Here is a 21,766-nt window from a genome sequence, read left to right as displayed (position 1 = left end):
ATTTTAAATCTTGACGCGCGTAAAATTTTTATAGAGCATGTGAAAACGCTGGCGCAGCATTGGAGGCCGCCAGCCTTGAGGAGGAGAACATGACTGACATGAAAAACGGCCAACGGCCGATGCGAATCCCGTGAGTCATGCGCGCACTGGATCTTTCCGTCGCGGTAGGAACCGAGACGGGTTCAGGCATAGATCACCTTGGCCCTGATCCTATCAAGCTGGCTGCGTATTGGACCGGGCAGGCCATCGTCGGTGATCACCACATCGACGGCCGACAGCGAAAATGCCTTGGAGGTCCCGCTGACGCCCCATTTGCTCGAATCGGCGAGGAGGACAACGCGCCGGGCCATGCGAACGAGGTTTCGCTTCGTTCGCGCCATGTCTTCGTTCACGTCGACCACATCCAGTGACGAGTCTATCGCATGCGCTCCAACAAAGACCTGATGCGCTACCAAGCCGCCGAGAGCCGTATCGGCATCGGTGATCAGTGTGCTCACCGTGTCGGGATAGACCCGGCCGCCGATCATATGAACGTCGAGCCCGGGACGATGCATAAGGTGCTGCACGATATTCATGGCCGTGGCCGCGACCACGACATTGCTGAGCGGCGGTAACTGCATGGCAAGCTGCATCAATGTCGAGCCGCCGTCGAAGATGACCGATTGGTTGTCCTCGAAGAGGTCTACCGCCGCCCGGGCGATGCGCTTCTTTGCGTCGAGGTTCGCTTGCATCCGCCGGGCGAACGCGGCCGTAGTCGAATCGGTGGTACGGGTCACCGCCCCTCCACGGGTCTTGGTCAGTAGTCCCTTTCGGTCCAGTATCTCGAGGTCGGAGCGCACCGTGACTTCCGACACGCCAAACCCATCTGACAGGTCCTTCGTGCGAACCTGTCCGCTGCGTTGCACCTCACCCAGGATCGATTGGCGTCTCTGCTCCGACAACATTGCCCTGCCCTTGCCTCCCTACGCCAAGCAACCGCTCTGGCCTCGGCTCAGCTTAGCAAAAATACGCAAATTCGAAAGCTTTCGAAAGATTGTTTTTCTTATTTCTTTCGGAAACACTGGGTCCAGGATTTTGAAATCAAACGATTGGGGAATTTTGCACTCATGAGCCTAGGAACCAAGGTGCGTCTTGCGCGCCTCTTCTCGCATCCATCGGGGAACCTTTTTGGCGGCGCCGTCGACCACTTCGTCGGCTATGGCGACGTGCGCAAAGGCGGCCTTGCCGACCTGCCGGGTGCGCTTGCCCGCGTCATGGCGGGCAAACCCGACTACGTCAGCATCCAGCCTGGCACCGCGCGCCATCTGTGGCCGCAATATGCGGGCAAGGCTTCCCTGGTGATTCAGGCGGGCTGCTTCACTCCGGACGATCGCATCAGCGAGTTGATCGCAACGCCCGAGGATGCGGTGCGCGCCGGGGCCGATGCGTTGGCCGTGGCCATTCCGGTGCGCGGCGCGACCGAGGGCAAATACATACGCTGGCTCACCGATTCGGTAAATGCGGCGGCGCGCTACGGCATGCCTGTGGTGGCGCACATCTACCCACGCGATTTCACCGACGGAGCAAAAATCGTCTTCACCCCCGACGAGATCGCCTATGCGGCGCGCATCGGCTACGAGTCCGGCGTCGACGTCATCAAGATCGGCTACACGGGCGATTTCGAGTCGTTCCGAGAGACCGTCCGGACCTGCCCGGTGCCGGTTGTGATCGCGGGTGGTCCGAAAACCGATACGCTGCTCGGCGCGCTTAAGCAGACGGCGGACGCCATCCGTGCCGGCGCACGCGGTGCCGTGGTAGGCCGCAATCTCTGGGGGCATGGCGATCCGGAGAAGGCTGCGCTTGCCTTTCGGGGCGTCATCCATGACGGCCTTTCGGCGCAAGACGCCCTGGCAAAGGCGGGTGCCTGAACGATGCCCACCGTCCCTTCAATCCTCGGCTTCGGCGCTATTGCGATCGACGACATCGTCTATGTCGATCAGCCGTTGTCGGCGGGCAAGGGGAAGGTTCTGCATAGTGCCCGGTCTTTCGGGGGAAATGTCGCGACGGCGCTAGCCGCCGTCGCGCGGCTCGGCGGAAGCCCCGGGTTCGTCGGATGGCTGGGCAGCGCCGCTGACGACGCCGTGCTGCGCGATCTCGTTGCGAACGGAGTTGAAACCGAATTCGCGCCGCGCCACCCGGACGCGCGCCCGGTGCGCTCGCGCATTACCGTCGGCTCGGACGGGGAACGGTTCATCGCGTATGACGACGACGCGATGCTGGGCACCGCGTCGGACTTCCCGGACGAGGTCCTCAGCCGCGCGACTGTCCTGATCGTCGATAGCTACGCGATCCGGTCGCTGGATGTCGTGGCTCGCGCTCGCGATCTCGGCCTTGCGATCCTCGGCGATATCGAATGGAGCTGCGGCCCAGCCACGGAGCGGCTGATCGCGCTCTGCGACCATCTCATTCTTCCCCTCGGCTTTGCACGGACTGCCACAGGGCGCCGATCGCCCGCCGAGATGCTCGATGCATTGTGGTCGCCGTCGCGGTCCGCCGTGGTTCTGACCGATGGCGGCAGGGGCGTGTACTATCGCGGGCGTGAAGAGACAGGTCTCTGGCATCTGCCCCCGCACCGGGTTGTGGTCGTCGACTCGACCGGCGCGGGTGACTGCTTTCATGGCGCCTACGCGCATGCGTTGATGCGCGGAGCCGACACCGCAGGCCGGGTGGCATTCGCGGCCGCGGCGGCGGCCCTTTCGATAACGGGGCGTGGCGGGCGCGAGGCGCTTCCGACCGACGACCAGGTCACGGAACTCCTGGCATCGACGAACGCGCCGTCAGCAGTCGAACTGAAAAATGCATATGTCGATACTGGAACATAGCCTGAAACTATCCGAGGAAACATTTCGCAGGTGAACACAAGCCGAGGAAAATTATAAGAATCATTGGCTTATACTTGTGGAGGGAGGAAGATGGCAGAAGTCATTCTAGAGAATATCTGCAAAACTTACGGGAACAATTTTCGCGCAATCGACCAATTGAACCTATCGGTCGAGGACGGCGAGTTCTTGATTCTCGTCGGGCCGTCCGGCTGCGGCAAATCCACCGCGTTGCGAATGATCGCGGGATTGGAGGACATCACCAGCGGCAGCCTTCGGATCGGCGGAGTCGACGTCGTCGACATGCCGCCCAAGGACCGCGACATCGCGATGGTCTTCCAGAGCTACGCGCTCTACCCGCATATGACGGTGTTCGAAAACATCGCCTTTTCGATGCGGCTGGCAGGCAAGCCGAAGGCCGAGCGCAAGAAGCGCGTGGACGAGATCGCCAAAACCCTTCAGCTGACGTCTTTGCTGGACAGCAAACCCGCGAACCTGTCAGGCGGACAGCGCCAACGGGTTGCCATGGGCCGCGCCATGGTACGCGAGCCGGCCGCCTTTCTCATGGACGAACCCCTTTCCAACCTCGATGCGAAACTGCGTGTTCAAATGCGCGCCGAAATCACCAGCCTGCAAAAGCAGCTCGGCGTAACGACCATATACGTGACCCACGACCAAATCGAAGCGATGACGATGGGCGACAGGGTCGCGGTGTTGAAGGGCGGCGTGCTGCAGCAGGTCGACACACCCAAGAGACTGTATGAGTCGCCGGTGAATGCCTTCGTCGCCGGCTTCATCGGTTCTCCGTCGATGAACCTTTTCGAAGCGAACCTAAAGGGCGGCGAGCTCGGTTTTCGCGACTTCGCCATCCGATTGCAGGATGCAGCGTTCGTCGGCAGGCCCGCTCTGAGGTCCTATGAGGGGCGCAAGATCGTGTTCGGCATACGGCCCGAGGATCTTTATGACAGCAGCCTCGAGTCCGGCCGCAATTATCAGACGATACCCGCAAAGGTGACTTCGATCGAAGAGCTCGGCTCTGAACATATCGTCCACCTGAACATCGACGCGGTCCGGGTGGACTCCGGCGATCCGGACGCAGCGGAGGATTTTGGCCTGGCATCGAACGCGGTGGCGAGATTCGAACCGGCCAGCGCCATCCACTCCGACTCGGAAATCCGGTTGGCCGTGGATGATGCCAAGTTCCATTTCTTCGATCCCGAGACGCATCTGGCGATCTGAATATCTGCAGCAGACCGTAGGCGAGAGGGAGGCGCCTGCGAAAGATACTCGCAAGAAGGCTTCTGAATAAACCAGACGATCGTCCGCATTGTGCGGTCGATCTTGTAGAAGGAGGAGAAAATGATGTTTCGGATACAACCCGCGATGCTGAAAATAGCCGCGGCCGCATGGTTGCTTGGCGCAACCAGCGCCATGGCGGACACAACGCTGGAATTCACCCAATGGTGGGAGCCTGAATTGCCGGCTGGCTCGCTCAGGGCAATCATGGATGACTTCGAGGCCGCAAACCCCGGAATCAAGGTGACATTGGTCAGCGGCCCCTACGCGACCACGCGAGACCAGATCTCGGTGGGTGCCGCAACCGGAACGCTCAGCGACGTCGTCGGTCTCGACGGCGCCTGGGTGAACAATCTGAATGCGCAGAACGCACTCGCCGACATGAATCCGATGATGGATGCGAGTGGTTTCGACAAGAGCCAGGTCGCGGACATCATCAAGGTGGACGGCAAGGCGGTGATGTTTCCCGTGGCTTCCTTCGTCTATCCGGTCTTCGTGAATTTGGACCTCGCCGCCCAGGCAGGCGTGACCAAGCTGCCGTCGACCCGTGCGGAGTTTCTCGAAGCCGCCAAGAAGATGACGCACGCCGACAAGAACCAGTATGGCTGGGTGTTGCCCCTGTCGCTGCAAACGCCATCCGGCGTCCAGAACGACATGATGTCTTGGGTTTGGGCTTCGGGTCAGTCGATGATGGCGAACGGCAAGCCCGCTCTCGAGGGCAAGCCGGTGGTGGATATGCTCACCTTCGTCAAATCACTGAACGACGCCGGCACCGTCTCGCCCGGCATCGCCACCAAGACCGAGCAGGAAAAGGTCGAGGAATTCGTCAACGACCGCGTCGGGATGATGATCGACTCGCTCGCGCATGTGAACCTCATCCGCAAACGCAACCCCAAGCTGAATTTCGACCTCATCCCGGTCCCGGTCGTAGAAAACTATACCGGCAAGCGCGGCCTTCCCTATGCCTCCTGGGGCATCGGTATCTCTGCTGCCTCGAAACATCAGGAGGAAGCCTGGAAACTCGTTCAATATCTAATGAGTGAAAAGGTGAACGCCAAGCTCGTGTCGCTTGCAAACGCCTTCCCGGGCAACGTCAACGCCAAACCCGATTTCGTGACCTCGGACAAAGCTTTCGGCAAGGCTTTCGAAATCTTCAAGACCGGTTATCTCGCCAATGAGTTCACGGGCCTGCCGGTGGCTGAAGACCTGATGACCCAGTTCGACGTTCAAGCCCAGAAGATGCTCGCCGGCGAGCAGTCTCCGGAACAAGCTGCAGCCACCGCTCAGAAGGGCTGGATGGCGAAATTCTGATCGGCCTGTTCCCGTTTGCTATGTTCGACCGGGTGGCCTGACTTCGGGCAGGCCACCCGGCAACAACGGATCGGCAATTTGAGATGGACCTGTTTCCGAAGCTTACCTTCTCGCTGAAGGCCTATCCCAAGGTTGGCACATGACCCGGCAAAAGCGCTCCCACCACAAGCTGAAACGAGCGGTCGCACCCTACCTCTATCTGTCGCCCTCGCTGCTCATAATCGGGCTTCTGATGCTGCTGCCGATGGTGACGGTGATTGCCTACTCGTTCCAGAACAGCGCGGTGCTGCGTCGTGACCCGTCCTTTGCCGGACTGAAACACTACCAGGCGATCTTCGACGACCCCGTGTTCTGGGCTTCGCTGTGGCACACGTTCTACTTCACATGCATGAGTGTGGTTTTCCACATGACCATCGGCATGATCTTCGCGCTCATGCTGAACAGCGACCGCGTCAATCCGACGCTGCGCAATATCCTGCGCGTGCTCTACATTCTGCCCTGGCTGTTCACCGCGGTGATTATCGCCGTGATCTGGCGCCTCCTGCTCGAGCCGAACGGTGTCGTGAACAGCGTTCTCATGCAGATGGGCATCATCGGTTCCAAGGTCGAGTGGTTTTCCTCGCCCGAGACCGCGCTGCACGCCGTCACCTTCGCCAATATCTGGGCGGGCTACCCGCTTTTCATGGTCAGCCTGCTCGCAGGCTTGCAGGGCATTCCCAAGGATTTCTACGAGGCCGCCGATATCGACGGGGCGAAGGCCTACCAGAAGCTGATCTTCATCACGATCCCGCAGCTGATGCCGATCATCATCAGCATCTCGCTGCTCGACTTCATCTGGACCATGCAGGTCTTTCCATTGATCTGGATAACGACGGGCGGCGGTCCGATCTATTCGACCGAGGTCCTCAGCACCTACACGTACAAGCTGGCGTTTTCGAGCTACAACCTGTCGCAGGCTTCGGCGAGCGCCGTGGTCATCCTGCTGATCTCCCTCGGCCTGACGCTGTTCTACATCCGCTATCAAAAGGCTCGGTAGTCACCATGAGGAAAAGGCACTCGCCGAAAGACAGGCTGATCACCGTCGCGCTCCATGTTGCGCTTGCTGCAGGGCTCTTTTTCGCGGCCTTCCCGATCTACTGGATGCTGAGCAGCTCGTTCAAGTCGAATACCGAAATCTTTGCCCTGCCACCAACCGTCCTGCCGAAGGCCTTCACGCTGGAAGCATATGCGGCCATCCTTGGCGACCCGGTAAAGCTGCGCTTCTTCTTCAACAGCTACTTCGTGGCCGGAGCGGTGACAGTGCTGACGGTGCTGATCGCCTTGCTGGCGGCCTATGGATTCAGCCGTTTCAATTTCCGCGGCAAGGGCAGCCTCAACACGCTCATCATCAGCACGCAGACGATCCCGCCGATCACGCTTTTGATCCCCTTCTTCGGGCTTGTCGTCTCGTATGGCATCTTCGACACCTACGTCGCACTTATCCTGACTTACCTGGTATTTACGCTGCCCTACGCGATCCTGCTGATGACGGGATATCTGAACACCTTGCCCCGCGATCTCGATGAAGCGGTGGCTGTCGACGGCGGCAGCAGCTGGACGGCGCTCTGGCGGGTGATCGTCCCGATTTCACTGCCTGGTATCGTGGCGACGTCGGTCTACACCTTCCTGTTGTGCTGGAACGAATTTCTGTTTGCGCTGACGCTGACGAAGTCAACGTCCATGCGCACCGTCCCGATCGGCATCCAGCTGTTGATGGGGCAGCACGCCTTCGAATGGAACCAGATGATGGCGATGAGCGTGCTCGGCTCGCTACCGCTCTTGCTCATCTACCTCGTTGCCCAGAGGTTCTTCCTCGCCGGTATGACCGCCGGCTCGGTCAAGTAGGATGTCCCTCCCACAGAGAACTGATGGAGTAGGCCGCGCATCGAAATCGATGGATTGGACCTTCTCTGCTGGCAGGCGATATCGCCGCGGCCTCAAGCGTCGTCATAGCGCCGCTGATCGTGCTGGAGCCGTTCTTCCAGCGCCACATCATCGAAGGGCCTATGCAGGTGGAATCAAGGAATGAAAGGATGAACGTGAAAGACCTCAAAGTCGGCTGCCAGACCTTCACCTGGGAAATGCTCGGAGACCGTTTTGCCGGCGGCCCCGACGACCTGCTCAAAGCGATCGCCGATGGCGGCTATGCCGGCATCGAGATCACCGATACGATGATCGGCCGCTATGCCGGCAAGCCGGCGGAGTTCGCTGCGGCGCTGAAGACATCCGGCCTGACGCTGGTCTCCTTCGCGTTCGGTTCGGACAGCGGCTTCACACTCAAGGAGAAGATCGGCGCCGACCTCGAGACCGCCAAGCGCTGGATCGATTTCGCCGCCGCCTTTCCGGGCGCGATGGTGTCCATGGGCTCGGCCACCGTCGTGTCGGACGGTCCGCGCGACGACAAGTTCGCCATTGCGGCCGAGGTCTACAACAAGGCTGGTGAACTCGGCCGCAGGGCCGGCGTCCAGGTCGCGGTGCACCCGAGCTCGCATCACAGCACGCTGCTCTACGACCGCCCCGATTGCGACCGCATCTTCGGGCTGCTCGATGCCTCGCTGGTCGGCTGGGTGCCGGACACCGGTCACATCCTGCGCGGCCACAAGGATATGGCCGACACGCTCACCACCTATCGCGATCGCATCTGCTACGTGCACCTGAAGGATGTCGATGCGAGCGGCACCTGGGCGATGCTCGGCAAGGGCGTCTGCGACACCGCGAAGGTGATCGAGATCGCCAGTGCGGCACCCAACTTCAATGGCTGGCTGGTGCTGGAGGAAGAGTCCGAGACCGCCGCCGCCGATCCGGCCGGCGCGGTCAAGACCAACCGCCAGACCATGCGCGGCTACGGAGCCTGAGACGATGATCCGCAAGAAAGACCGTCGTCTTCGTGTCGGTGTGCTCGGCTGCGGGCCGATCGCTCAATTCGCGCATCTGGAATCCTGCGTGAAGGCGAGCAATGCCGATCTCTACGCGATCTGCGACGCAGCACCCGATCTGCTTGCACGTATGGGCGCGACCTACGAGCCGCAGAAGATGTATGGCGACTATGACGCGATGCTCGCCGACCCTGCGCTGGAGGCGGTGATCGTCGCCACCTCGGACGCCTATCACGTGCCGATGTCGATCAAGGCGCTCGAGGCGGGCAAGCACGTTCTCTGCGAAAAGCCGATCGGCGTCTCGGTCGAGGAAGGCCAGAAGCTTGCCGACGCGGTCAAGCGCTCCGGCAAGGTGCTGCAGGTCGGCCACATGAAGCGCTTCGACCCGGCTCTCGAAGCGGCGCGCGATTTCGTGCGCGACGAGATGGGCGAGATCCTGGCGCTGAAGGCCTGGTATTGCGATTCCACCCATCGCTACACCAACACCGACGCGATCCAACCTCTGCCCATTACCAGCAAGCTGGCGAGGAAGCCGGCCGGCAATCCGAAGGCCGATCTCAGGCAATACTTCATGCTGGCGCATGGCTCGCATCTCGTCGACACGGCGCGCTTCCTGTGCGGCGAGATCACCGCTGTACGAGCCCGCCTCAACGAGAAATTCGGCGCCTATTGCTGGTTCGTCGAGACCGAGTTCGCCAATGGCGCGCTCGGCCATCTCGACCTCACGGTTGCCGTGCGCATGGACTGGCATGAAGGTTTCCAGCTCTATGGCGAAAACGGCTCGGTGATCGCGAAGACCTTCAATCCCTGGTATTTCCGCGCAAGCGAGGTCGACATCTTCCATGAGAAGGATGCGACGTCGCGCAAGCCGCTTGGCGCAGACGGCCATTTCTTCCGCCGCCAGCTCGAAGGCCTCGCTGAGACGGTGCTCGACGGCAAGCCGATGCCCGGCGCCAATGTCGACGACGGGCTCGCCTCAATCCGCGCCATGGTGGCGATCGCGCGCTCGGTCGAGAGCGGCGAACGCGTCGAGATTGCTGGCGTGACGGGAGCGGTCTGATGCAGATCGGGGTGTTCGCCAAGACCTTCCCGGGCAGCGAGCCGGCCGGCGTGCTGGCGTCGGTCCGTGACGCGGGTTTTGCGGTCACCCAATTCAATCTCGCATGCGCCGGCCTGCCATCGATGCCGGATGATGTTCCCGCAGCGGCGATCTGGGCAATCAATGCCGCAGTCGACAGCTCCGGCGTCGGTCTCGTGGCGCTGTCCGGCACCTACAACATGGCGCATCCGGACAAGCAGGTACGCGACGATGGCTTGCGTCGGCTGGCGATGGTGATCGAAGCCGCCGCAAGGCTTTCCACGCCGCTCGTCACGCTCTGCACCGGAACGCGCAATCGTGACGACCAATGGGCGCACCATCCTGACAATGCCGATCCCTCGGCATGGACCGACATGGCGGTCGAGATGGAAAAGGCGCTCGAACTCGCCGAGCGTCACGGTGTCAATCTTGGGATCGAGCCCGAACAGACCAATATCGTCACCTCCGCTCCTGACGCGATGCGGCTCATCGCCGAGATGGGTTCGAAGCGGCTGCGCATCGTGCTCGATCCGGCAAACCTGTTCGAACAGGCGGATGCCGCGCAGGCGCGCGCCATGGTTGCGGCTGCAGTCGAGCGCACGGCAAGCCATGTCGCCATGGCCCATGCCAAGGACCGTTTCGCCGACGGCCGGTTTGCCACCGCCGGGCAAGGCGTCGTCGACTTCGCCGACTTCATCGCCCGGCTGAAGGCGACAGGTTTCGACGGGCCGTTGGTGACGCATGGGCTTTCGGCCGGGGAAGCGCCCGGCGTCGCCCGTTTCCTCAAGGGGCTGCTGTGATGGCGCGCCCGACGATCCTGCTCCGCGATGGCGCCGCGCTTCGGGTTTCCGATACGGGCGACGGGCTGGCGGTCGTCGTTCAGCACGGGCTGGGTGGCGGCGAGGCGCAGGTTGCGCAGACCTTCCCCACAGGCTTTCGTCGCATCACGCTCGAATGCCGCGGCCATGGCGGCTCCGGCCTTGGCGAGCGACGGCCATTTTCGTTCGAGATGTTCGCCGACGATGTGCTCGCGGCCGCCGACCAGGCCGGCCTCGACCGCTTCGTTGCCGGCGGCGTCTCGATGGGTGCCGCGATCGCGCTCCGCCTCGCCTGCCGCCATCCCGACCGCGTCGCCGCGATGGTGCTGGTGCGGCCGGCGTGGACGTTCACGGCAGCACCGGTGAACATGCAGCCTATAACCGAGGTCGCCGAACTCATCCTCGACCGTGGCGCCGAGAGCGCGCGGAGTATCTTCGCGCAATCCGAGACGGCGACGCGGCTTTACCGCGAGGCGCCCGACAACCTGTCCTCGCTGTTCGGCTATTTCGACCGGCCGGACGCCCACGCCTTTGCGCAGGTGCTCGCCAACATCGCCGCCGACGGGCCCGGGATTTCCGAGCGCGACGCCGCCGCCCTGCGCATCCCGACGCTGGCCATTGGCAACGCCAGCGACGCGGTCCACCCGCTGTCGGCCGCCTATACGCTCGCCGCAGTCATCCCCAATGCGATCTTCGCCGAGATCACCCCCAAGGCGCTCGACAGCGCCAGCCATTTCACCGAATTACACGCCGAGATCTCGGCCTTCCTTCACGCCCACTCGAACGTCCGGAGCCTCATTCCGTCATGACCAGCAAATCTCTCTCAGGCCCCGCCGCGATAGCCGCTCTGCCGCGCAACCGGCTGCTCGGCGAATTCTCGCTGTGGTCGGCCGATCTCGCCAATATGGAGCGCGACCTGAAGCGCATCGAGGCCCATGCCGATCTGCATCACGTCGACGTCGCCGACGCCCGCTTCACCCCCGGCTTCCTGTTCTTTCCGGATCTGGTGGCACGAATCGCCAAGCTGACGACCAGGCCGATCCATGTTCATCTGATGGTCGAGGCCGAAATCGTCGAGGAGCAGACGCGGCAGCTCATCGAGGCCGGCGCCGACCTGATCAGCGTGCATGCCGAGAATGGTGAAGCGGGGCTTCGCGCCGTGCGGCTGGCGCATGAGCTTGGCGCCGAAGCCGGCGTGGTGCTCAGGCTGGAAACGCCTGTCAGCGTCGTCACGCCTTTCCTGCCTGAAGTGGCGTTCGTGACGCTGCTCGGCACCTCCATCGGCGTCAAAGGGCAGAGCCTGTCCGATCAGGCCTGCCCGCGCCTGATCGAGGCACGCGCGCTGATGCGGAAGGCCGGCCGTGAGGCCGACATCGTGCTTGCCGCCGATGGCGGCATCCGCCACGAGACAGTGCCGCTGCTGCGCGCCGCCGGCGCCGAGACGGTTGTGCTGGGCTCGCTTGCCTTCGGCGATCCCGACCTTGCGCAGCGCATGGCCTGGCTGCACGGACTGAAGGTCGCCGCCTGATGAGCACGCTTGCGCTTGCCTTCGATCTCGGCGGCACGGAGCTGCGCGGCGCGCTCGTCGAACGCAGCGGTGATGTCATCGCCCGGGTTTCGGCACCGACGATGGCAGCCGCGGGATCGGAGGCGGTGATCGGCCAGATCATCGCGCTGGCAGGCACCCTGCTGGCGGAGCATCCGCGGGCAAAGGTGGTCGGCATCGGCATGTGCGCGCCGGGGCCGCTCGATCCCAAGGCGGGCATCGTCATCGGGCCGCCGACCCTGGCCGGCTGGCACAATGTGCCGCTGATCGACATCCTCAGCCGGCAGTTCGGCCTGCCGGTGCGGCTGGAGAACGACGCCAATGCGGCGGCCCTCGGCGAATGGCGCTTCGGCGCCGGCCGCGGCACCGGATCGCTGGTATTCGTGACCGTGTCGACCGGCATTGGCGGCGGCGTCATCGCCGACGGCCACATCTATCACGGCAGGCGCGGGCTGGCGGCCGAGATCGGCCACATGACCATCACCGGCGAAGGCGACCGCTGCTTCTGCGGCGCCGTCGGCTGCTTCGAGGCGGTCGCCTCCGGTACGGCGCTCGGACGCCGGGCGACACGGCTGACCGCGCCGGGCGACGGCTCGCTGCTCCGGCGGCTGTCCAACAATGGCGACGTCTCGGCGCGACACGTCGTCGAGGCCGCGCGGGCGGGTGATGTGGCGGCTCGCCCACTGGTCGAGGCCGAGGCGCGGTGGCTGGGCATCGGCTTCACCAACCTCCTGCATCTCTACTCGCCCGACCTGATCGTCATGGGCGGCGGCCTTTCCAACGGCTTCGACCTCCTGGCACCGACCATCAGGGCGACCGTCGAGCACCGCGCCATGCAAGCCTATCGCGACGTGCCGATCGTTCCGGCCGAACTTGGCGACCGGGCGGGCCTAGTCGGCGCGGCGAGCCTGATCCTATGGGAGGGCGAGCCCGGCACGGCGCTGGCGATGGTGCAGAACGAGGAGACGACAACCGGCGCCAGGGAGGCAAGCCAAGGCTGAGCTCAAGCTGCGCGGCGCGCGCAAATCCTATGGAGCCGCCGAGATCATCAAGGGCATCGACCTCGACGTCGAGGACCGCGAATTCATCGTCTTCGTCGACCCGTCCGGTTGAGGGAAGTCCACGCTGCCGCGCATGATCGCCGGGCTGGAAAGGATCAGCGCAGGCGACCTCATGATCGACGGCGTGCGCGCCAACGACATCGACCCGTCCGCGCGTGGGCTGGCCATGGTGTTCCATTCCTATGCGGCCTATCCGCATATGAGCTTGGCCGAGAATAGGGGGCTTCGCACTGAAGATCGCTGGGGTGCCGCCGCAGGAGCGGGAGCGCAAGGTGAAGGAGGCGGCCGACGTATCCGGAATGGTGGCTCCTGACCGCAGCCTGCGCTCTGCGGAGGATCGACAACGCGCGGATCGGTAGCCGTTTGCGAGAATGTCCATCTCAAGAGTCTTAAGGCGTAATCAGTAGTGCAAAGGTGTCAATGCCCACTCCCAACAATCCTCCGGCCGCGGTCAGACGCCCTGCACAGGCTGGGAGCGAATATCCACGATGCCCGGCGGCGGCTCCCAATGGCGCGGGTGGCGAGCGCGCCTGTACCTCGCGCTCGACCCTGCAACGGGTCGAGGCGGGCGACACGAATGTCAACACCGGCATATATGCCGCCGCAATCACAGCTTCCTTTGGCTCGGAAAAACGGCGCGCGAGCGACGGATGAATCGACCGAGTTGACATCGTGCAACGTTCACCTCATTGCTCTCTAACAATGCTTCCGGGGGGCGGCTTTGCTTTTCTTTCGATCTCTCTGCCGTGCTGTGCTCTTGACTGTGGCCTTTTTTGCAGCACTGCCGAAGATGCCGGCACTGGCATGGGCCCCGGATACTGTCATGACCTTCCAGGTGATCCGGAACTCGGACCCCGCATGTGAACCAACCTGCCCTGCGTGGATCTACGCTGCAGGTTCGATTGAAACCTCGTCCCCATCGGCTTTGCGCAAGCTGCTGAAGAGCCTCGGCGCAGTTCACCTGCCCATCGTCTTGGCATCGAATGGTGGTGACCGTCAGTCCGCCCAGGAACTCGGCAGGATCGCGAGAAAGAACAAGCTGACAATCGCTATTGGGACTTCACCGGTAGTTTGCAAAGACAAAGCCTCGGTCTGTCGCACGATGCCAGAGATTGACGGCCAAGGTCGATTCGAAGAAGCCAACTGCCTGTCTGCCTGCCCCTTGTTCCTTGCTGGTGGCGTCAAAAGGCTCAACAGCGACCGCAACTTTATCGCGGTCCACAAGGGACAAGCCGTCCTGTACTCAAATGGCGACAGGACCTTCACTCAAATAAAGTCCGCCAAGAGGGTTGCCAAAGTTCTAGCCAATGCTCACCTGGAGAAGAAGCAATATCTCCGGGAAATGGGCGTAGCCGTCGCGCTGGAGGATGAGGCTTTCAAGCATGGCGGCGACGACTTTTATGAAGTCCCGATCGATCGGCAGCGCAGTTGGGGCTTGATCACCGGCTCAGTCGAAGAGTTGGATTTCACCGATCCCCAATTCTGCAAAAGACAGCCGCTCCCCGAGAATTGCGTCCCAAAACAAAATGGCCTGCCACGACGTAAGTCATGAAAATGGGTGGCTTATTTCCGCGCAGCCACTCGACCGGAAGAGATCAGCCGCGTATCTCAGTCAAGCAAGCCGCCGTTACGAGGCCAACCGGCTCTTAAGCCGTTTCTCGCGGAGACGGGTGCCAGCCCGCCAGGTGCGGGCGGTTCGTCGTCAGTCGTCTGCTGGGCGATCCGTACCAGATCGCTGAGCGCCGAACGGATTTGCGGCCAGGGAACTCGGAGCATTCCACCCAGGCCTCACCCTCGCGCAACACGGCATCGAGCTTGCCCGCCACGCCAGCGACACTCGTGGCAGGCGTCGTTGAGAGCGCTTGCATCAGATCCTGCGCCCGATTGGCAGCCTCGCGCTCAGCTCGAAGGGCCGCAGCATAGCCGCCCTCCTCCGCAGCCGTGTCCCAGCGTGCCTTATGCGCCGCGAGGTCAGCTTCGGCCTTTTCCCGGAGATCCGCTGTGTCCGGGCGCTTGCCGAGCACTTCATTGAGCGCCTCGATCGAGTGGACCGTCACATCCTCACCCTCGGGCAGGCACACGGTTGCGCAAGGAAAGCCGACGTTCGAGACAAGCCTCGTCTCCAGGCGCTGCTGCTTGCGGCAAAGCCGCTCGGTCAGCTTGTGGGTTGTCTCCCATTCCCGCCAAAGCGCCAGCGCTGGGTCGGGGGGCACATTCGTCATCCTGGCCTCGCCAGCAAACGCGTTCCCTTCAAGGGTCCACGCGGTGGTTGCCGCCACTGTTCCCGCAAGCACTCTCCTGCGGGTGACGAACGGCAGAGTCGTGGTATTGTCGGAATCAGCCATGATCCGAGCTCCAATCAGCTTGGGTGGTGGTCAGGCCGCTCAGGGTGTTACCAGCACCTCGTGCGGCCGACTCTGTTGCCCTCCTGATATGTCACTTTTTGTGACTTTAAACAAGAAGAATGTCATGAAAAAGGACATATCGGCCCACCAGCTTCGTGCAGCGAGAGCCTTAATTGACTGGACGAGAGAGGATCTGGCCAACGCATCCGGGATAAACGTTCGCACGCTCGTCAGAATTGAGAATGCCCAAACGGCTTCGAGGCAGACCACTCTAGAGGCGCTAACTGCAGCATTAGAAGCTGCCGGTGTCGAATTCATTCCGGAAAACGGCGGCGGTGCTGGCGTTCGCCTGGCGCGTCGATCAGACGATGCAAAAGGCAAACTGTGATCCTTTTGTATGGACCGGCTCCCTTTCGCAAAGGCGTACAGGGACAGGGAAAGTGGCGCAGATGTGTCCGCCCTATGGAGCGGCGCGTTTGTGGGTCGTCGCGGGAGACCTGATACGAGTGAGTGCCCAAGTTGGGAACAATCGACGCACGCGCGGTCGAGACACAGTTCATTCTCCGGCAGATCTGAATTACGGCTCTCGCCCCACCTGCGCATTTTGCGGCGCGAGCATTCCTCACATCCCGATTCCGACCCCGCGTTTTCTGCCGAAGCTCCAGTCGATGCCGCCGCTGTTTTGCACGAGCCCGGTGATGTGCTGGCCGATGCGCTTCTCCAGCATTGGCTGCCACGGAACGAGCTGAAACCCGAGACCATCGTCCAGCATGGCGAAGCGCCCGCTGGCAAGACCGACCGAGCCAAGCAGCGTGCCGCCGATATGGTTGCCGGGCTGTACGGGCACGAAGGTAAGGCCGCGCGCAGCGGCCATTTCCTTGCCGACGCGCGCGACCTCCTGGCGCGCCAGCGTGGCTACAAGGTCGCGCGAGAAGGTGATCGTCCCGCTCGCCGCGTCGCGTTCGGCATGGCCCATCCTGACGAGCTGGGTGGCCCGTCTGTCGAGGGCGTTGTCGGCGTCGAAACCGAAGCCTGACCGGACCAGCGGCACAGGGGTTTTGGCCACAAGCTCCCGGTCGAGCCAGGTGGCGCCGTCGCTGCCGATCTGCGCGTCAAGATCGAGCGTCGAAAGCACGCGGACGGAGAAGTCCTTTCCGCGGCTGCGGGCATCATAGGCGATGCCGCGCTCGGGCAAGTTTTCCGGAATGCGCCAGTGGTCGTCGTCGATGCGCTCGACATGGCCGGCCCGGCGCAGCGCTTCGAGACGGCGGACATGGAAGCGGACGAAGGCTTCCGGGTCCTTGCCCTGCTCCAAAAATGCCTCGCGGATTGCCTCCAGATGTCTGCTCGGGCGATAGATGCCATCCTCGCCCGCCACGACACTGATGTTGCGGTCGGCCGCACGCGGCCCCTCCTTCGGCAGGATCGGTTCGAGTGCCACGATATGGCCGCGCTGAATGTCTTCCAGCTTTGCCGCATCCGCGGTCTCGACATAATGGGTGCGTCCGTCGACGCCATCGATGACGAGCGACAGCTTATCGCTCATCTCGTCGCCGGCAAGGCCCTTGGCGAGCACACGGCCGACGACCGGTTCGGTGATGGTCTGCCGGTGCATGACATATTGAGCCGCGCCCCGCTCATCGGCGAGGCCGTGCTCCTCGAGTGCCCGGTGCATGGTCTTGATGATGTCGTTGCGCTCGCCAAGTGCCCGCAGCGTGCTTTCGGCTCGGTCAGAGATCACCCATCGGCCGGGCTCGATCTCGTTGGCCAGGCCGAAGTGTTGCAGTGTCTTCGCCCTATCGATCAGCAGATAGCGGTTGCTGGAAATGGTGTAGCTGTCGCTGGCATTGGGACGGAGGTCGACAAGATCGTGCTCCTGCTGTTCGGCGATCAGCATGCGGTCGAGTCTTGTCAGCCGTTCTGCGTCCACCTCGTTGGCCAGCTTGCGGGCGACTTCGATCTCGCTTTGCAGCCCGAGTTCCCGTTCCACCAGCTCGGTTGCCCGATGGCGGATGCCATGGGCGATGTAGTCGCCGGCGATGTTCAGGATCTTGCCGTCGCCGGTGATGCCGCGCACCAGGATGTGGGTGTGTGGATGGCCGGTGTTGTGATGGTCGACGGCGATCCAGTCGAGTCGCGTGTTGAGGTCGGCTTCCATCTGCCGCATGAGATCGCGGGTGAAGGAGCGCAGGTCTTCCATCTCGGCGGCATCCTCCGGTGCGACGATGAAACGGAATTGATGTCGGTCGCCGCGCCCGCGCTCGACGAAGGCCTTGCCGTCGGGCTCGTCGTCGAAGGCCGAGTACACCCTGCCCTTCTCGCCATCCCTGGTCACGCCGTCGCGCTGGAGATAGCGCAGATGCGCATCGACGGCCTTGCTCGTCGTCACAAACTTTTGGCCGCGCCCGGTGGTCCCCTTGCCTCGTCCTGGCAACTTGACGACGCGCGCCTTCACCACGACGCGGCGGGAGCGAAAACGGACCCCGCTCTCGTCCTGCCGCCAGCCGCCGCTGGCCTTTGGCAAATCTGCCGCCACCTTGCCGCCGCGGCCCCGGGCGTTGAAGCGGCCACTCCCCTTTCCGTCGCTCCTGCTTGCGCCGATGCGATTGGGATTGCCGCCTTGCTTGCGGATGGCAATCTCGACCTGGCGTACGAAGGGCAGCGTCCGTGAATTGACCGGCGCGCCACCATGCCGCATCCGGCCGGTGCGAACCTCGAATCTGTCGCTGTCACGAGCTGCCATGACGACAGCATCGGGAGTCGGATTTGGTGCTTCAAGATGGCCGGAGCGCAGAGCGTGCTACGGCGCGCAAAGACTTGCTGCGGCGAAGAATGGCGGATCGCACATCGCTGCGGCACGATAGTTTTGCGTTTCGGATCAACAGCATAGCCATAGCCTGTCAGCCCCGCACCTCACGTCATTCTGCCTGAGGTCGGCACGGGCAGGAAAAACAATGTGCAGACAAGCACTTACGAGCGAAGCGAGGCGAGCGCCAGCTCGCTTTATCTTGCTGCCCTCTCCGCACTCTGTAACCGTCCGGATCCTGCACACCTAGTGCAATCTCGCAACGTGTGGGGTTCCTTCTTATCGAGGAGGATCTTCGGCGGTGCCTCGACGTTCCTGGGACAAGGCCGACAACTCGTACTGGTCGACGCATGTCGCGACCTGGTATCGGGGGCCGTTTTGAGGTGGAGGAATATTGCCGCCGGCGCAAGCTTTCGATGACGACTTTCAAGCTGTGGGTGCGTCATCTGGTGAGCGCGGAAGATCGGCGCAAACGTGCGGAATATCTGCGGAAATTGCGCCGGGGAAAGCCGCAAAAGCGGGGCAAGAAAGGGCCGCCGAAGCGACGCAAGAGCCCGCGCCGCTACTGCTACAGCGTGCGTACGGACACGATCCGATTTGCCCTGCAGGCGTTCTGGGGCATGCATGTGGAGGCGATGAACTGGAGCGGATTGGGGCCTGCCGAATATGCCGTGGCGCTCGGGCTTTCGCCCCCATGCGCTGCGCAAATGGCGCGCTCGTCTTGAGGAATTCGAATTCGAAGTGGACTGGCGATCTCTGTTGCATCCGAGTGCCCGGGCTCAATTAAGCAGCGCTGATTGCGTGCGGCGCCAATCGCTTGAGACTGCGGGTTGACGGGCGGTCGGACCGGCGCCGCTTCAGCGACGCGCAGAAGCAGGCGATTGTGCAGGAGACGGAGAAGCCCGGCGTCAGTGTGGCGGAGGTTTGCCGCCGCCATGGAGTCGCCACCAGCACGGCCTTCCGCTGGCGTGTCGAGTTTCGGCCTGACCGCTCGCAAGACGCCGCAATTGGCAACTGTTGCGCTCATCCATGGGGCGAAAAAACGAACGCCGGCGACGGCTCCCCTGTGCAATCTCGTGCGGCCGCCGGACGGCATGGTGGCAGTCCGACTGGACAACGGGCGGCGCGTCTTTGCGTCCGTCGGCAGCAATGCGGATGCAGTCAAGCGGCATCTCGCGGTAAGGGAGAACGCATCATGATCGTCGTTGCGGCGGGTGTGAAGATGCATCTGGCGCTCGGTCATACCGACCGTCAAGAGGCTCGACGGGCTCGCCATACTGATCCAGGAGCAGCTGAAAGATGGATCCCTTCTCGGATTCCGAGCGCAATGGACCCCGACCACATCGAACGCGATATCAGCGAAGGCGCGACCATCACTCCGCGCCGTAGCGAACCCGGAAAAGCGCAACCAAAGCGCGGGCCGCTGCCCGATCATCCGCCGCGCGTTGTTGCGGCGGCACCCTGCCCAGCATCTGCGAGAGCATTAGCGAGATCCTCGACTATACCCAGGCGCGGTTTAGATGTAGCGCCACGCCGCCCGAAATGTGCCTGCCGGACCCGTTGGCCCGAACAGGTTCAGGCAACTTGAACGTCGCCGACGCGTTCCAGATGAATTGCGCCCGAAGCTCCAATTCACCGCCGCCGCCGCGAGGAGGACCGCGCCGCCAAGTGCCGAGAGGATAAAGATTGTACGCGCATGTTCATCGCTCGATCTGCGGTGCAGCAGCTTTCACCGGTTTATCAGCAACTCTGTCCGCAGCCGGGCAGAACGATGGAAGCGAAAGCTTGCCGGCTTGATATTTGCGACGAATGAGGTTTGTTGCGGAAAAACGAATTATTTGCCTGATTGGCAATAAACAGCCCATCCGTTTCAACGCGCGCTATTAGAGCCGTCAGACAAGAGGAAAACTCGATGACCGTTTCTCCAGACCCAAGCGACCAGGCTGATCTCGTATCAATCACCGCCGACATCGTTTCCGCCTACGTTTCGAACAATCCGCTGCCGGTCGGCGAGTTGTCGAAGTTGATCGGGGATGTCTATGTCGCTTTGCAAGGGATCGGCAGACCTGTGGCTGCGACCGCAGCCAAGCTGGAGCCGGCGGTGTCGATCAAGAAGTCAGTGTCACCTGATTTCATCATATGCCTGGAAGACGGGAAAAAGTTCAAATCCTTGAAGCGGCATATCGGAACGCATTACAATCTGAGTCCGGACGAATACCGGCAGAAATGGAACCTGCCCTCCGACTATCCGATGGTAGCGCCGAACTACGCGGCCACCCGCTCGGCCCTGGCGAAATCAATAGGCCTGGGACGCAAGGCGGCAGCGCCAGAAACAGCTGCGGCAGAAAAACCAAAACGAGCTGCTCGCGCGGCAGCAGCGACAACAGCCGCAAGGGCAGTCAAGTCGCCGGTGAAGAAGGCGCGCAAGACACCCGTCAAAGCGTAGCGTGCTGCAGCTGGCGGACGTGCCACGCTGTAGGACCTGAACCATGGCGAAGCCCCGCCTTGCGCGGGGCTGCGTGTTTAGTCGGATCACTGTGCGGTGCGGCGGGACCAGATGAGCGACAACTCGCCCTCGGTGGCGGTCTCGACCAGGCTCGCATAGATCGGAGCGGGGAAGCTCGGATCGTCGAGCTTGACCGAGTGGTAGTCGCGGCCCTCGCGCGAGGTCTTCTTCCATGCCGCCCCGAACTCGATGGCGCCGGCGAAGATGCGGAAGTCCGGACCTTTTTCATTGTCGCCTTCGGCTGGCGTGAACGTCACCGACTTGACGTTGAGGTTCAGGGTTTTGACTGAGCCGGAGAAGCCGTTCGCGGTGCGGGAGAATGTGCCGATCGTCGCCATTGTGATGGTTCCTTCTGTTTCTCGGGCCGCGCCTATCGCGGCCTCGATGGTGGTCTTGAGACCGGGGGCGATCGGGCCGCACCCAAAGCAGCTGAAACGAAGTGGAAGACGGCGCCGCGAGACTTTCTTGGGCCGCGAGGAATGGACGCAAACCGGGGTCCCCGCCAGGTGTGCCGGGTGGGGTGGTACGGCCAGGGGAAGAAAACGAAGCGCCGTCGTTGCGGGAAGACGATCGAGGTTGAGCCAAGCGAAAACGGTCTTCGGTCAGACCCAATCCATTCGAGGGCGCCATGGGCGTAGCTAGGATGGACAGACAGTCACAACGGCGACCGCGATCAGTCACCCGCTTCCCAGCCCTGTCATGAGCGCTTTGGCGGTCAATACAGCTAACCCACACCTCAACCATGAGAATGATGATGCCGCTCCAGGTACCCGCGCCAAGATGGCCGGCGAGCGGAGCTGGGCCGCGCCGTGAAGCTGGGCGGACCGGATCAGTTCAGTTCAGTTCAGGAGGTGGGTGACGCGCTCCATTGCGAGTGGGCGGCCACGCTCTGGTACAGATTGTATTTGTGCGAGCGATGGCCAAAGCCATTTCTCCATCGGCGGCTCATTTGCCTTATGCTTCGTCAATGATCCGAAATCCGCGTTCCAGACTGCAATCCTATGCTGCTTGACCCTATATTGATCAGCGATCTTGCCCCAAGGCATCCATTCCAAACGGCACAACGCGCCACTTGCTGACGCAGTGCGCCGATGTACGAACGTCTCGATATTTTGGGGCCGGAGAACGAACCCGCTGCGCGGGAGGGGCGCCTGCGGTTGAGGTAGAGATCAAGAACCGGTCGTCGCGCTCGCGTTGAGCGTCGTTCGGCTCGAGCAGAGCATGGC

General features: G+C 62.4%; 21 protein-coding genes and 2 pseudogenes. 19 read left to right on the top strand and 4 right to left on the bottom strand.

The window, feature by feature from the left end; translation table 11 throughout:
• Nucleotides 1-182: 182 nt before the first annotated feature.
• On the bottom strand, nucleotides 183-944 hold the full coding sequence (locus tag NKH93_RS24910; protein ID WP_352501408.1) for a DeoR/GlpR family DNA-binding transcription regulator: 762 nt from the start codon (nucleotides 942-944) through the stop codon (nucleotides 183-185).
• A 162-nt stretch (nucleotides 945-1,106) separates the two neighbouring features.
• Between NKH93_RS24910 and NKH93_RS24905 the strand changes: the two genes are divergently transcribed.
• From NKH93_RS24905 to NKH93_RS24835, 15 genes and pseudogenes are all read left to right on the top strand, one after another.
• Nucleotides 1,107-1,907, top strand: coding sequence for a beta/alpha barrel domain-containing protein (locus NKH93_RS24905; RefSeq protein WP_352685801.1), 801 nt, complete (start codon nucleotides 1,107-1,109; stop codon nucleotides 1,905-1,907).
• 3 nt (nucleotides 1,908-1,910) lie between these two features.
• A complete protein-coding gene (locus tag NKH93_RS24900; protein ID WP_352972477.1) occupies nucleotides 1,911-2,861 on the top strand; it encodes a PfkB family carbohydrate kinase in 951 nt (316 codons plus the stop codon).
• A 90-nt stretch (nucleotides 2,862-2,951) separates the two neighbouring features.
• Nucleotides 2,952-4,097, top strand: coding sequence for an ABC transporter ATP-binding protein (locus tag NKH93_RS24895; RefSeq protein WP_352773594.1), 1,146 nt, complete (start codon nucleotides 2,952-2,954; stop codon nucleotides 4,095-4,097).
• A 120-nt stretch (nucleotides 4,098-4,217) separates the two neighbouring features.
• The gene (locus NKH93_RS24890; protein ID WP_352922490.1) at nucleotides 4,218-5,465 is read left to right on the top strand and encodes an ABC transporter substrate-binding protein; all 1,248 of its coding nucleotides are present in this window, start codon (nucleotides 4,218-4,220) and stop codon (nucleotides 5,463-5,465) included.
• Between the two features lie 139 nt (nucleotides 5,466-5,604).
• On the top strand, nucleotides 5,605-6,501 hold the full coding sequence (locus NKH93_RS24885; RefSeq protein ID WP_352922492.1) for a carbohydrate ABC transporter permease: 897 nt from the start codon (nucleotides 5,605-5,607) through the stop codon (nucleotides 6,499-6,501).
• Nucleotides 6,502-6,506: 5 nt separating this feature from the next.
• On the top strand, nucleotides 6,507-7,349 hold the full coding sequence (locus NKH93_RS24880) for a carbohydrate ABC transporter permease (protein WP_352922494.1): 843 nt from the start codon (nucleotides 6,507-6,509) through the stop codon (nucleotides 7,347-7,349).
• 188 nt (nucleotides 7,350-7,537) lie between these two features.
• Nucleotides 7,538-8,359 (top strand): sugar phosphate isomerase/epimerase family protein, encoded by an 822-nt coding sequence (locus NKH93_RS24875; RefSeq protein WP_352922496.1) that lies wholly within the window; start codon nucleotides 7,538-7,540, stop codon nucleotides 8,357-8,359.
• 4 nt (nucleotides 8,360-8,363) lie between these two features.
• Entirely contained in the window at nucleotides 8,364-9,440 is a 1,077-nt protein-coding gene (locus NKH93_RS24870; protein ID WP_352972473.1) for a Gfo/Idh/MocA family protein, read from the top strand.
• Nucleotides 9,440-10,258, top strand: coding sequence for a sugar phosphate isomerase/epimerase family protein (locus NKH93_RS24865; protein WP_352685814.1), 819 nt, complete (start codon nucleotides 9,440-9,442; stop codon nucleotides 10,256-10,258). The genes NKH93_RS24870 and NKH93_RS24865 overlap by 1 nt, the downstream gene beginning before the upstream one ends.
• On the top strand, nucleotides 10,258-11,085 hold the full coding sequence (locus NKH93_RS24860) for an alpha/beta fold hydrolase (RefSeq protein WP_352922498.1): 828 nt from the start codon (nucleotides 10,258-10,260) through the stop codon (nucleotides 11,083-11,085). Before NKH93_RS24865 ends, NKH93_RS24860 begins: the two co-directional genes overlap by 1 nt.
• Nucleotides 11,082-11,804, top strand: a complete 723-nt coding sequence (locus NKH93_RS24855; RefSeq protein ID WP_352922500.1) for a ribulose-phosphate 3-epimerase — start codon at nucleotides 11,082-11,084, stop codon at nucleotides 11,802-11,804. Before NKH93_RS24860 ends, NKH93_RS24855 begins: the two co-directional genes overlap by 4 nt.
• Complete coding sequence (locus NKH93_RS24850; protein ID WP_352922502.1) at nucleotides 11,804-12,823, top strand: ROK family protein; 1,020 nt, start codon at nucleotides 11,804-11,806, stop codon at nucleotides 12,821-12,823. Before NKH93_RS24855 ends, NKH93_RS24850 begins: the two co-directional genes overlap by 1 nt.
• A 7-nt stretch (nucleotides 12,824-12,830) precedes the next feature.
• Nucleotides 12,831-13,176 (top strand): annotated as a pseudogene (locus NKH93_RS24845) (ATP-binding cassette domain-containing protein); the annotation flags it as partial.
• A gap of 127 nt (nucleotides 13,177-13,303) precedes the next feature.
• Nucleotides 13,304-13,498, top strand: a pseudogene (locus NKH93_RS24840) (hypothetical protein); the annotation flags it as partial.
• 208 nt (nucleotides 13,499-13,706) lie between these two features.
• A complete protein-coding gene (locus NKH93_RS24835; RefSeq protein WP_352616336.1) occupies nucleotides 13,707-14,435 on the top strand; it encodes a hypothetical protein in 729 nt (242 codons plus the stop codon).
• A gap of 94 nt (nucleotides 14,436-14,529) precedes the next feature.
• Here the strand turns inward: NKH93_RS24835 and NKH93_RS24830 are convergent, their stop codons facing one another.
• Nucleotides 14,530-15,228 carry a hypothetical protein gene (locus NKH93_RS24830; RefSeq protein WP_352922506.1) on the bottom strand — a complete coding sequence of 233 codons (699 nt, stop codon included), beginning with the start codon at nucleotides 15,226-15,228 and terminating at the stop codon, nucleotides 14,530-14,532.
• A gap of 124 nt (nucleotides 15,229-15,352) precedes the next feature.
• Here NKH93_RS24830 and NKH93_RS24825 point away from each other — a divergent pair, with 124 nt between their 5' ends.
• Nucleotides 15,353-15,616, top strand: a complete 264-nt coding sequence (locus tag NKH93_RS24825) for a helix-turn-helix domain-containing protein (protein ID WP_352922508.1) — start codon at nucleotides 15,353-15,355, stop codon at nucleotides 15,614-15,616.
• A gap of 234 nt (nucleotides 15,617-15,850) precedes the next feature.
• On the opposite strand, the gene NKH93_RS24820 is transcribed toward NKH93_RS24825, so the two are convergent.
• Complete coding sequence (locus NKH93_RS24820; RefSeq protein WP_352972467.1) at nucleotides 15,851-17,971, bottom strand: DUF3363 domain-containing protein; 2,121 nt, start codon at nucleotides 17,969-17,971, stop codon at nucleotides 15,851-15,853.
• Between the two features lie 479 nt (nucleotides 17,972-18,450).
• Here NKH93_RS24820 and NKH93_RS24815 point away from each other — a divergent pair, with 479 nt between their 5' ends.
• From NKH93_RS24815 to NKH93_RS24805, 3 genes are all read left to right on the top strand, one after another.
• Complete coding sequence (locus NKH93_RS24815) at nucleotides 18,451-18,759, top strand: hypothetical protein (protein WP_352972464.1); 309 nt, start codon at nucleotides 18,451-18,453, stop codon at nucleotides 18,757-18,759.
• Between the two features lie 92 nt (nucleotides 18,760-18,851).
• The gene (locus tag NKH93_RS24810) at nucleotides 18,852-19,622 is read left to right on the top strand and encodes a transposase (protein ID WP_502896492.1); all 771 of its coding nucleotides are present in this window, start codon (nucleotides 18,852-18,854) and stop codon (nucleotides 19,620-19,622) included.
• A 324-nt stretch (nucleotides 19,623-19,946) separates the two neighbouring features.
• Nucleotides 19,947-20,480 carry a Ros/MucR family transcriptional regulator gene (locus tag NKH93_RS24805; RefSeq protein ID WP_352542837.1) on the top strand — a complete coding sequence of 178 codons (534 nt, stop codon included), beginning with the start codon at nucleotides 19,947-19,949 and terminating at the stop codon, nucleotides 20,478-20,480.
• A gap of 86 nt (nucleotides 20,481-20,566) precedes the next feature.
• Here the strand turns inward: NKH93_RS24805 and NKH93_RS24800 are convergent, their stop codons facing one another.
• On the bottom strand, nucleotides 20,567-20,878 hold the full coding sequence (locus NKH93_RS24800) for a DUF736 domain-containing protein (RefSeq protein WP_352922510.1): 312 nt from the start codon (nucleotides 20,876-20,878) through the stop codon (nucleotides 20,567-20,569).
• Between the last annotated feature and the right edge of the window lie 888 nt (nucleotides 20,879-21,766).

The sequence above is a fragment of the Mesorhizobium sp. M0954 genome (genome assembly GCF_040319155.1).
Classification (GTDB): domain Bacteria; phylum Pseudomonadota; class Alphaproteobacteria; order Rhizobiales; family Rhizobiaceae; genus Mesorhizobium.
The sequence above is the reverse complement of the archived record's forward strand: the minus strand, read 5'-3'. Positions and strand labels throughout refer to the sequence as shown.